The sequence below is a fragment of the Mucilaginibacter aquariorum genome (assembly GCF_024498135.1).
Lineage (GTDB): Bacteria > Bacteroidota > Bacteroidia > Sphingobacteriales > Sphingobacteriaceae > Mucilaginibacter > Mucilaginibacter aquariorum.
In genome coordinates this window covers 1407750-1420453 of the sequence record NZ_JANHOH010000001.1, presented here as the reverse complement: position 1 = coordinate 1420453, position 12704 = coordinate 1407750, and the positions used below count along the sequence as shown (strand labels likewise).

The window sequence follows — 12704 nt, the reverse complement described above, 5'->3', positions numbered from 1 at the left end:
ATCTGTTTATGCCTGGATTTTTACTTCATATGGGGGCTACTGTGCAATGTGCGCACGGCGGCCAGGCCCAGCCAACAGTTACCAGTACAAGAGTTATGGTTAGCGGTCAGCCAATTGTTACCCAGGCCGCACCATATACAATAGCCGGTTGTCCGTTCAATGTTTCGGGGGCACCAGTACCATGTGTTACAGCACAATGGGTAACGGGGGCTGTTCGCGTAACATCAGATGGGTTGCCGGTTTTGCTTTTAGATAGCCAGGCAGTTTGCGTGCCCAATGGTACCCCTGCACTCATCGTATCTACACAAACAAAAGTTACCGGCACCTAATAAAATGGATTTAAAATTTCCCTATCAGTTTAATAATCTCGGCCAAACTGCCGAAACCTGCTACGAAGAACATATACGTACGCTGATTGAGCAGGTGCTGTTTACAAGCCCGGGCGAACGCGTTAACCGCCCCGATTTTGGAAGCGGCCTTTTAAAGCTTGTGTTTGAACCCAATAGTACCGAAATGGCAGCAACAACGCAATTCCTGGTACAAGGTTCATTACAACAATGGCTTGGGCATTTAATAGAAATAAACGCTGTACAGGTAAATACAATTGATTCGGTTTTAGAGGTGGTGGTAAGCTATACCATCCGCAGTACACAACAAAATTTCACCGTGCAATTTTCAAGTTAATAACAAATGCAATACCACTGCTGTAGCGAAATAAGAAGGAACGCGGTTAAAGCCCATGCCACCTTAAATGGTATCGACTTTTTAGAAGTTCTGGATAACCCTGCTGATGCAAACCAGGACAGGCAAACTACGCTGTTTATTCATTTTTTGAAACCAGTATTACCGGTTACGCTTACAAAAGCAAACTTCAGGATAGAAGGTGGTGAACGGATAAAGGGTATAAAGGTTATTGAGGTTAAAGCAGTCGCGGTTGCTTCCCCCTTGGTTTCCGATGCGCGGGTGTTGCAGATCAAAGTAAATAAATCGGGCGATTTCTCAACTTATAAGCTTCGCCTTATCAAGGATGAAGACCATCCGCAGCCGCCTGCAAATTTTGATCTGATACTTTCGGAGGTTGATTTTTCATTTAAGGTGCTTTGCCCGAGTGATTTTGATTGCCAGCAGGATACCTCATGTGAAAAACTGACTGCACCTATACCCGATATAAATTACCTGGCGAAAGATTATTCCAGTTTCAGGCAGTTAATGCTTGACAGGATGTCGCTGTTAGCCCCGGGCTGGACAGAGCGTAACCCTGCCGATCCTGGTGTAGCTATTATCGAGCTGCTGGCCTATGTAGGCGATTATTTGAGCTATCAACAGGATGCTATCGCGACAGAAGCTTACCTGAACACCTCCCGCAAACGGGTTTCGGTTAGAAGGCATGCACGGTTGGTAGATTATTTTATAAACGATGGATGCAACGCACGTGCCTGGGTACAAATAAGCGTAAGCGATGACTTAAATGGTTATAACTACAAGGCCGGCAATGAGAATAACAAAACAAAATTTATAGCCCATATACCCGAATTACCCGCTGTTATACCAATAAATAGCACACAATTTGAGCAGGCGGTTTACGAGGGTGCGCAGGTATTTGAGCTATTACACGATACTGTTTTTTACAGTAAACATAACTCCATTAATTTTTATACCTGGGGCGAAGAAGAATGCTGTTTACCGAAAGGAACAACCTCTGCAACTTTAGCAGGTAGTTACCCCAACCTTAAGGTGGGGGATATATTGATACTGGCAGAAGTGCTTGGCCCAAAAACAGGCGCCATCGGCGATGCCGACGCTAAGCATAGGCATCCCGTAAGGTTAACGGCGGTAACTCCATCTCAAGACCCCTTATTTAATGGGGAGCAGCCGGTTACAGAAATAACCTGGAATACGCTCGACGCTTTACCTTTTTCGCTATGTATATCATCAAGGGTAAACAGCGATTATATACCCAATGTAAGTGTAGCACTTGGCAACATCGTTTTGGCAGATCATGGCCTTACGTATAAGGATGCACAAGAAAGTTCCCTTTATCCGCAAAGGGCGCCACTGGCCAGAGTAGCGACCACTGATCAGCAAACAGATCATTGTAAACATGAGGATGCTGACTTGATATTGCCACGTTACCGCCCGCATTTAAAGCAAGGGCCTTTAACGTTTGCCGTTGAATATAATAACGATGATATCACAACTCCGGCTACTTTGGTAACCGGGAAGCTGAACGGCTTTATTAAACCGGAAATAGTACTTAGTGAGTTTGAAGACCCGGATGCGCCGATAGTTACCGGCCAATGGTTTCCGCAACGCGATCTGCTGGAAAGCAATTCGCAAATTAAAGAATTTGTAGTTGAGATGGAATCTGACGGTGCAGCCCATATACGGTTTGGCGATGGCATATTAGGTGCAAGGCCAAAAGCGGGTTCTAAGTTTACAGCAACATATCGCATAGGTAACGGTACAAACGGTAACATAGGGGCCGATGTACTTGCCCATATTGCTACAAATGATAATGCGATACTGAATAATAAAGCTGCCATATTGAAAATAACTAATCTTTTACCTGCAACCGGCGGTATTGATCCCGAAAGTATGGAGGAGGTGAGGCTTAAAGCACCTAAAACCTTTAGGGTGCAGGAACGGGCGGTATTGCCTGCTGATTATGAAGAAATGGCCAAACGCAGCATGCCCGATATCCAGCGTGCCGCAGCTACGTCCCGGTGGACAGGCAGCTGGCACACCAATTTTATATCGGTTGATCGCATGGGAGGATATGATGTTGATGAACAATATGAAACTGATCTGCGAAGCGGACTTGAAAAATACAGAATGGCAGGTGTTGACCTGGAGGTTAACGGCCCGGTATACGTTTCATTAGATATAGAAATAAACGTTTGTATACAGGATACCTACTTTGCATCCGATGTAAAAGCGGCGCTGCTGAAAGCCTTCAGTAACCGGGTATTGCCTAATGGGAAAAAAGGTGTTTTCCACCCGGATAATTTCACATTCGGGCAAACGGTTTACCTGAGCAATATATACGCGACAGCACAGGAAATACCGGGTGTAGCATCGGTAAATGTTATTAAGTTTCAACGCCAGGGCCAGCCATTAACGGATGCTATTGATAGCGGCAAACTTTTCATTAACCGGCTCGAAATAGCACGTGTGGACAATAATCCTAATTTCCCTGAAAGGGGTGTATTTAACCTGATAATAAACGGAGGTAGAAAATGAGCGATACCTGCAATTGCTGTTCCGGCACATCGCCAGAAACACCGCTTACGGTTTATAACCGGCCCGGGTTAAATGCCATTGCTTATCGTGCGGGTGTACACGACGATTTTAAGAAAAGTCTGCTTGCTGCATTAACACTTTCAAGGCAGCCCTCCCTGCGTGACCTGTCTACCAGAAATGATAATGATTTCACTATAGCCCTGCTCGATTCATGGTCGGTTGTTTCAGATGTGCTTACTTTTTATCAGGAGCGCATTGCAAACGAATCCTATTTAAAAACAGCTACCGAGCGGTTATCTGTACTGGAGCTTGCCCGTTTAATTGATTACGAGCTGCGGCCGGGTGTTGCTGCAAGTACCTATTTGTCTTTTAAACTGGATGACCTGCCGGGCGCTTTAACCGCGGGTGTTATAACTGGTAATTCGGGGGTAGATCTGCCGCCTGTATTAATTGAAAGCGGCACCAAGGTGCAAAGCGTACCCGGGCCTAATGAAACAGCCCAAACCTTTGAAACCATTGAAGAAATCTATGCCCGCGCCGAATGGAATGCTTTAAAGCCAAGGATAACACAAAAACAAAGTCCTGATAGGGATACAAATAGAATAGTTTTTAAAGGGCTGAGCAATGATCTTAAAGTAGGTGACATTTTATACATCAAGAATCCTAAAAAGCCGGGGTTACGCAAAATATTGAGTATTTATTTAGATATCAATACCCAAACTACGTGGGCCAATCTGGATACTACAGCTGCTATGCCGCCATATGAGCAGCCGGAGCCGGTGGTGGATGGTTCAATAACTGATTTTCCGGATAAATTGACACTTGACGAAAATGTTATTAAAAACATCATAAACAGTACCTGGAATAGGGAAGACCTGTCTGCCCTGCTCAAAACCCAGGGATGGCCAACAACCGATTTTTTACTTGGTGTAAAAAAGATAACTGAAAGCAAAGCCGAGGAAAATGATGTTAGTGTATACGTATTTCGCAAACGGGTTTCAGTATTTGGATACAATGCCTTAAAGCAGGTGGTGTATGATGGTACCCTTCCAAAAAAACCAGTTGAATGGAAAGAGTGGCCTATTGACGCTGAACAGCTGGATAGGATATTTTTAGATAACGCTTATGACGGCATATTGCCAAATAGCTTTATAGCAGTGCAAAAACCCGACGTAGCAATTGAAGATTCCGATGCGTCGCAGATTAGTGAGGTCTATCAGCGGTCTAGAACAGCTTATGGTCTAAGTTCTAAAACTACCCTGGTAAAATTTCCATGGAACATACACTGGTACGACCCTAATACAGCGGGAGATATTGCCCCTTTGCGCGATATTGCGGTATACGCCCAAAGCGAAAAACTTGAGCTGGCCCAAACCCAGATAGACGAGGTTGTTACCGGCGATAAACTGGAACTACAAACGCTTGATATGAAACTGGCTATTGGCCAAACAATTTTACTTACAGGCAAGCGTGCAGATATCCCCGGGGTAACATCAACAGAGTTGCTGATCATCAAAAGTATAATTATTGAAAGCGGGCTTACATTCCTTGTTTTTGAGCAATCTCTCAAAAATGAGTATTTGCGCAGCTCCGTATATATAAATGCCAATATAGCTTACGCAACAAATGGCGAAACGGTTAAAGAGGTGCTGGGGAGTGGCGATACATCTAAAGCTTTCCAAAAATTTACCTTAAAGCAAACTCCGTTAACTTATATAAGCGCCGATACCGCATCGGGTGCTAAATCAACCCTCGAAATAAGGGTAAATGATATTCTTTGGTTAAAAACAGACTCATTTATTGGCTGTGCATCTACTGATAAAGTATATGTGACTCAACTAAATGACGATGCTACCACCACCATTATATTTGGCGATGGTATAAACGGCTCCCGCTTACCAAGAGGGCAAAATAATATTAAAGCAACATACCGAAAAGGTATAGGGCTTGGCGGTTTGGTAAAAGCTAATCAATTGTCACAGTTAATTACCCGGCCTTTAGGGGTTAAAGAGGTTACCAATATGCTGGCACCAAGTGGCGCTGCCGATGCTGAGCAAATTGATGATGCAAAAGCCAATGCTACTTTAACCATACACACACTTGGCCGTATAGTATCTCTGCAGGATTATGAAGATTTTTCCCGCGCATTTGCCGGGATAGATAAAGCGCTGTCCACATGGGCGTGGTTTGGGCAAAAAAGAGGGGTGAGCATCACTGTAGCCGGTTCAAATGGCCAGTTGGTGAGTGATGATCTTGTCGGTAGCTTAACAAATACCCTATTAAAATTAGGCGATGCTAATGTGCCTATTGCCGTAAGGTCATATAAACCGGTTTTCTTCAGGCTTGAAGCCAAAGTTCAAATAGACCCTGCATATATCGCCAAAAATGTATTAAATGCTGTTGATGCCTGTTTAAGGGACAGGTTTTCGTTTAAACAAAGGCAATTAGGGCAGTTGGTTTCGCAAAGCGAAGTAATTGCTGCCATGCAAAAGATTGAGGGCGTTGTAGCTATTGACCTTGATAATTTGTATAGAACAGAGAATAGTCTGGTTTTAAATAACCTACTCAAATCAGCCAGGCCAGAGCAGGGGGACGATAAAATTGTCCCTGCAGAGCTGCTCACTATTGACCCGCGACCTATTCAATTAACACAAATGTTATGAGTTTTGATGTAAACAGGTTGTACCAGCTTTTACCTGCCTTTTACAGGGTGCGGGATACGAAGTTTGGTGCTAAAGTACTTACCGCGGATGATAAGGCAAGTATTGCACAGTTAACACTGGAACTTAGTGGCATTATAAACCAGGACAGCCTTGAGGCCGACGACCTTCGCAGTTTGCTTGACGAGAAGCAGAGAGGGCCGTTAAAAGCGTTGCTTAGTATAATTGCCGACCAGATAGCCGTATTGGAAGATAATTTTGATCAGCTTTATGATGATCAATTTATTGAAACCTGCGCAGAATGGGTTGTGCCTTATATTGGAGACCTTGTGGCTGCCCGTGGTTTATATGTTTACCCCGATGCTGATTTTAGTCAGCGGTCGCAGGTGGCCAATACGCTTTCGTACCGAAGGCGCAAAGGTACAGCCGCCGTTTTAGAGCAATTAGCCCGGGATGTAACCGGGTGGAATGCAAGCGTTGTAGAATATTTTCAACTGCTTGCCACCACACAATACTTAAACCATTTACGCCCCGAAAATTTATCAGTAGCCAGCATCCGCGCATGGGATACGCATGAAAAAATTAATAAACCGTTTGATAAAACCGCGCATACTGCCGATGTAAGAAATATTACGAGCAAAAGAGGTGAATACAATATCCAAAATATAGGTGTTTGGTTATGGCGAATAAACAGTTACGCGCATACCAAATCACCCGCTTATAAAATTGATAGTACCCGTTATAAGTTTAACCGATTAGGGCTTGATGTACCATTATACAACAGTCCGCAAACAGATGCTATAATTACCCATCTGGCTAATGAAAGCAATGTTGCTATGCCCATTGGGCGTAACATGCTAACCGATCTTGATGCCTTTTATGGCGATGGAAACGAAAGTATATTGGTCTATAAAAATGACACGGCTGTTTTACCCGGAGATGGCGTACCACCTGCCTTAGCAGATATTGTTAAAGTTTGTAATCTGAGCGATCTGCTCGATCCGGGTGGTAATGTGATAGGCTGGGCCAATACCCCTGTGGATAAAATAACTATCGATCCGGTTCTGGGTAGGCTGGCTTTCCCGATAGCTAATGCACCCACTAAGGTAGATGTAAATTACTTTTCGGGATTTAGCACAGCAATGGGCGGCGGCGAATATAGCCGGGGCAAAACCTTTGATGCGGAACTGAAAAACATAATAAAAGTACCATCCGAACAACCAACTATTCAGGCTGCCCTTAATGCATTAACCTTGACCGGAGGAGTTGTGGAGGTACACAGTAACGCTTACTTTTTTGAAACACCGGTAGTTAAAATTGCTGCCGAGAAGAAAATAGAACTACGGGCTGCCGATGGGTTTAACCCCTTGCTGGTACTGAATGGAGATGTTTCTATAGAAGGAGGGGATGAGGCCATCTTCTCTGTAAATGGTATTACTTTTAGCGGTGGTGCTTTAAGAATTCCGCTTAAAAAAGCAGATACAAGTGCTAATAAGCTGCACTCTTTGGTGATAGAACATTGCACCATTGCACCCGGGCCTGTCCCGGCAATTGGCGCAAGGGCATCAAAAGCCGCGGTGCCGGCACTGATAATAGAGCTGCCGGATACGGTTATTAACATCAAGTCATCCATTACGGGGGCTATCCGTTCTATTGATGGGGCAGATATAACACTGGAAAATAGCATTGCTGATGCCGCAGATCCAACTGGCGTTGTTTACAGCGGACTGGCAGGATCAGGTTTCGGGGCAGCATTAAGTTTAATAAACACAACGGTAACGGGTAAGGTTTATGCAATGGTTATAAACGCATCAAACTCCATATTCAATTCGGAGTTATTACCTGCAGATACTTGGGCAAGCCCGGTTATTGCCGAACGCCTGCAACAAGGGTGTATCCGTTTTTCGTACGTGCCGCCGGGTTCAAAATTGCCGCGTTTGTACCATTGCCAACCAGAAAAGGCCGAGCTTGCCACAACTGTAAAGCCGGTATTTACCAGCGAAAAATACGGCGACGCGGGTTATTGTCAATTAAGTAAATATTGTGCCCAACAAATAAAGCAAGGCGCTGATGACGGGGCAGAAATAGGTGTATTCCATAATTTGTATCAGCCGCAGCGCGAACAAAACCTTAGGGCCCGCTTAGATGAATATCTGCGTTTTGGGCTCGAGGCAGGGATATTATATGCATCATAAACCAATCTAAATCAGGAGGAATAACAATGCCAGGAGACTATTCTCGTAAAATCTTCAATAAGAAAAAGCATTACAGGGGAGTCCTGATGCAACAGGGGCGTGTACAGCTTGATTCTGACTGGAACGAACAGCTGGATATAGAACAGTACCGCACGCATACCGAAGCTATTGATGTAATAGGTACCTCGGGTGTGCCTAAAAAAAATAACGGCTTTAATATTAGTATTGCTGCCAGTGGTACCGATATTGCAATTGCCCCGGGCAGGATATATGTAGAAGGCTTACTTTGTGAGCTGGAAGATAATGCCCCCGAAGTTACTACCTATCTTAAGCAGCCGTATTACCCCAATCCGGATATCTCAATTTTTATAAGCAGTCCGTTAAGCAGCCCTTTAACATCGCCGGCAAGCCCGGTAGAAGGTGTTAACTCCTTAAATTTACCTAATGGGGCTTATATAGTTTATTTGGATGCCTGGCAACGGGAAATAAACCATCTGGATGACCCACTGATACATGAAGTTGCCCTTGGCGAAGCTGATACAACTACCCGCCTGCAAAGCGTGTGGCAGGTAAAATATTTAAAGGTAGCGGCGGCGGAAGATGCGGATGTTTCCTGCAAAACACCGTTCGAAGAGTGGTTAGCGTTAACAGCACCGGTTACCGGCAAGTTAAATGTACAAACCAACAGAACATCTCCCGATGCAAATCCTTGTTTGTTGCCGCCAAGCTCGGGCTATCGCAGGTTAGAAAATCAGTTGTACCGCGTAGAGGTGCAAAATGTTGACACCGCAGGTAATGTTACCTTTAAATGGTCGCGCGATAATGCATCAGTAGAAAGCACTATTGATGATATTTCGGGAAGCTCTATAATCGTATCTTCGATAGGTAAGGATGCCATGCTTGGTTTCGCTATTGGGGATTGGGTAGAAATTATTGATGATGAATCTACCCTTAAAGGTAAGCCAAACCCTTTAATGCAGATAACCGACCTGGTACCATCTACACGTAAAATAACTTTTGCAGCATCGGTTGAATCCTATCGTTTCCGCACAAATAAAAAGTTACGCCGGTGGGATCAATCGGGGCCTTCAGCATCAGCTATAGGCGTTACTGCTACCAATAACTGGATCGATCTGGAAGACGGTGTTCAGGTAAAATTTACTGGTGGTACTTATAAAGCAGGTAATTACTGGCTCATACCCGCCAGAACGGCTACCGGCGAGGTGGAGTGGCCTCCGTATCAAATACCTAACCTAAACCCGGTTGAGCAGTTGCCAATTGGCATTCACCATAAATATACCAGGCTTGCCCTGTTGACCATAAACGGCAGCGCATCTGTATTGGAAGATTGCCGTCACCTATTCCCATCATTAACAGATATTAGCGCCGAGGATGTTAGCTTTAACAACAATAACTGCAACCTGGGCGATGCTGATAATGTGCAGGAAGCCTTAGACCTGTTATGTGCCGCGAATGATCTCCGCCTGCATCATAAATTAATGCATGGATACGGCGTTGTATGTGGACTTAAAGTAAGCTGCGGTTTTAACAGGCAGCAGGTAAATATAAGCGGTGGTTATGCTATTGATTGCGAGGGTAACATTGTCCAAACCAAAAGTAGTATTGCTTACGATCTGGTTGAGCGGGCTGCTGCAGCTAATTTGTTAGATGCTACCGGCAGCGGTACAGTGTGTTTATCTATATCGGCAAAAGGCGCAGAAGCACCGGTGATAGCACTGGAAACATATGTTCAAAAGAGCTTTTGGGAAGAGGTTTTAGAAAACTCGTTACTTAAAGACTTTTTTGACGATTATATACTCAACGTTATCACTTTCGCTAAAAAGCAACTATCCTTCTCACTAACCGAACAAGTACCTGTACCTGTAGAACAGCGTCGGCTTACAGCCATGATCAACTTATTTGCCCAACTAATAAACTCGGCAAGCGGGTCTTACGCATACATCTCGGGGCAAAAGGGTAAAAGGGATATAACTAAAGATTGCGGTGCCAATACCGATGAAAAAGTTTATGAAGACCAGTTGATATGGTGTTTTTTTAACGAGCTAAGGGAATTATTATCCAGCTCCACTTTCTGCGCCATGTATGATCAGGATAATCAATTTCCAGATTATCCGCTTGATGCAGGCTTAGATACCGTTTTTGGCACTCCGCTTAAGTTTTACAATAAAATAAAGCTCGACCCAAGCGGTAGCTTTGCTTACACATGCGGCTTTGGCAATAGTATAACTGTATATAACCTAAAAACCAATGAAGTTGCACAGATCCTTACATTCCCGTCTACCAGCAATGTGGTGGTTTCAGATATCGCCATCTCGGCAGATGGCAAATCGCTTTATGCCATTGGAGTAATTGATAATAACGATTCTTACTTTGCAATTGCTTCTATTGATGCAGCAGGCAAGCATACATGGACCAGCACATCGCCAAAATGCGGTAGAAAGTTTGTAACGCTGGCCATAAGGCCTAATAGCAACCAGATATATGCCGTATCTGTCAATGAAGGTATATACGAGCTAACTAATATAGGCACGGCAGCCTTTGCTAGTACACCGGTACGCGAAGGCTTTCACCCAACCGGTTTACTTACTTTTTCTGATGATGGTGTGTTTGCATTTGCAGCAGCAAGCACCAGTGGGGGCACGGCGTTTAGTCGCGTAAATATCTTTAACATCAGTGTACCGGGAGTTGTTGTTAATGATTCGTTCTTCACTTTTACCGGTGAAAATGGAAACAATGATATATTATTTTTTAACAAAAAGATATACATTACCGGTACTAATGCCGCTGGTGCAGATGTACTGGGCGGTTTTGACCAAAATACCGGTGCGCTGATCAGTCCATTGGTATTAGAAGCCAGTTCAATTTTCCGGCTGGCGCTTTTGCCGATAGCTAATTCTTTTGATCTGCTTATTACACTGGCAGATAAATTTAAAGTGATAAGAGTATCATTAGATAACCCGGCTACTGGTGCCGCGCTGCAGCTTCACCCGCAATTCCGGATACCGGTACAATTGTTCCCGATGGGTATCGTAGTGAATAATTTTAATAAAAAAGGTTATGTGCTTAATACTTTGGTGAACACTTTAACCGTATTTGATATACAAGCTACGTTTGCTGCACAAGCGCCAAATTATACAACCGATCCACCTTTAGACCTTGCCTATTATCGCGATGATATACTTGCAGCTTATAAGGATATCTTTAAGCACCTGATAGAATATCTGAAAGATGGGTTCTGCGAAGAGTTTCTTATTGATTGCCCGCAATGTACCGAAGCCAACAAGGTTTACCTGGGAAGCGTAGAAATACGCAACAGGCAGGTATACCATATATGCAACTTTAGTAAGCGTAAGTATGTAAAATCGTTCCCATCGGTAGAGTATTGGATGTCAACTGTTCCAATACTACCGGTGTTAAAACAAGCCTTTATTAAATTCTGCTGTACAGTTGTATAAAATAGGATGTGTTTAAATTATAATAAACTGTAATTATGAGTTCACTAAATATTACCGGGCAGGTTTTAGATGCCCAAACCAATACCGGTGTAACAGGTGTTACTGTTGAGGTATGGGATAAATCAACACGGTTCCAACGCGCCATGACCACCTTGAAAACGGATGACCACGGGCGGTTTAGCACAGTGCTTGATCTGGGGCAGTTGGGTATTGAAACCCCTCCTGCACTTATGTTTAAAGTGTTCAAAGAAGGTAAACCCTTCACCAGTACAGATAATTCGGTTACCTGGAACACACAAAGCGAAGACGATGTAACTATCTATATCCGGCAGGAAGTGCGTGCCGAACGACCGGTAGGTAAAGATCGCGTTAACACAACACAGGTTTTAAGAGCGGCCAATTTTGTACAGCAGTCTGATTTCAAAGGGGTGTATAATCAAACCAAAGAAAAAGCCTCTATGCCCTTTGGTTTTCTTACTGATATGCTATCCAATGCATTTAAAAATGCAGACATAGCTCCTGTTAAGGTTAAACCAACAACAAGTACCGCCGGTGTTTTTGGGCAGGATGTTGCCGCCGCCACAACTAATTTGCAGGCTCAGCAGGTTGAGGTAAAAGAAGTATTACCTTATAACCCTACACTCAATTCAGATTCGTTTAAAATCCTTACCTCAGCGCCAATAAAGGTTGCGGCCGGGCAAAAAGTGAACTTATACCAGGAAAACGGAAAGGTTAAGTATTACACCATTGTGAAAGATACCGCACAAACTCCGTCAACACAGGTGCCTTCAACGGGAGCACCACAAGTAAACGTGGTAACGCAGGAACAATTTGTAAAACTTAACGAAGAACTTGCTGTAACAAAACAAGAGGCTGCGGCAAAAGACGCGATGATAAACCAGCTTAAAGTGCAGATGGAAGCGCTGCAAAAAGATCACCTGGAGATGAAAAATATAATTACATCAGATTCATTCTCAAAACTGATAAAAACACAAGGAATAACCGGAACACCAAATATAACGGAAACGCCAAACATAACCGGTACACCAAACATAACGGGAAAACCAAATATAACCGGATTGCAAAACCCCGGTGAAGGAAGAATAAAATAATCATACTAATAAGACCTGAAC

7 protein-coding genes are annotated in these 12704 nt (G+C 43.8%); all 7 read left to right on the top strand.

Going from position 1 to position 12704, the window contains the following annotated elements; genetic code table 11:
* The first annotated feature begins 8 nt into the window (after window positions 1–8).
* Genes NPE20_RS06110 through NPE20_RS06080 form a run of 7 tightly spaced genes read left to right on the top strand, consistent with a single transcriptional unit; the run spans window position 9 to window position 12683 of the window.
* A complete protein-coding gene (locus tag NPE20_RS06110) occupies window positions 9–329 on the top strand; it encodes a DUF4280 domain-containing protein (protein ID WP_256537725.1) in 321 nt (106 codons plus the stop codon).
* Between the two features lie 4 nt (window positions 330–333).
* Window positions 334–684: a GPW/gp25 family protein gene (locus NPE20_RS06105; protein ID WP_256537724.1), complete on the top strand. Its 351-nt coding sequence runs from the start codon at window positions 334–336 to the stop codon at window positions 682–684.
* 6 nt (window positions 685–690) lie between these two features.
* Complete coding sequence (locus NPE20_RS06100) at window positions 691–3240, top strand: putative baseplate assembly protein (protein ID WP_256537723.1); 2550 nt, start codon at window positions 691–693, stop codon at window positions 3238–3240.
* On the top strand, window positions 3237–5903 hold the full coding sequence (locus tag NPE20_RS06095; RefSeq protein WP_256537722.1) for a baseplate J/gp47 family protein: 2667 nt from the start codon (window positions 3237–3239) through the stop codon (window positions 5901–5903). The genes NPE20_RS06100 and NPE20_RS06095 overlap by 4 nt, the downstream gene beginning before the upstream one ends.
* Window positions 5900–8095 (top strand): phage tail protein, encoded by a 2196-nt coding sequence (locus NPE20_RS06090; protein ID WP_256537721.1) that lies wholly within the window; start codon window positions 5900–5902, stop codon window positions 8093–8095. Before NPE20_RS06095 ends, NPE20_RS06090 begins: the two co-directional genes overlap by 4 nt.
* A gap of 26 nt (window positions 8096–8121) precedes the next feature.
* Window positions 8122–11571, top strand: a complete 3450-nt coding sequence (locus tag NPE20_RS06085; RefSeq protein WP_256537720.1) for a DUF6519 domain-containing protein — start codon at window positions 8122–8124, stop codon at window positions 11569–11571.
* 35 nt (window positions 11572–11606) lie between these two features.
* Window positions 11607–12683, top strand: a complete 1077-nt coding sequence (locus NPE20_RS06080; RefSeq protein WP_256537719.1) for a hypothetical protein — start codon at window positions 11607–11609, stop codon at window positions 12681–12683.
* The last annotated feature ends 21 nt before the right edge of the window (window positions 12684–12704 follow it).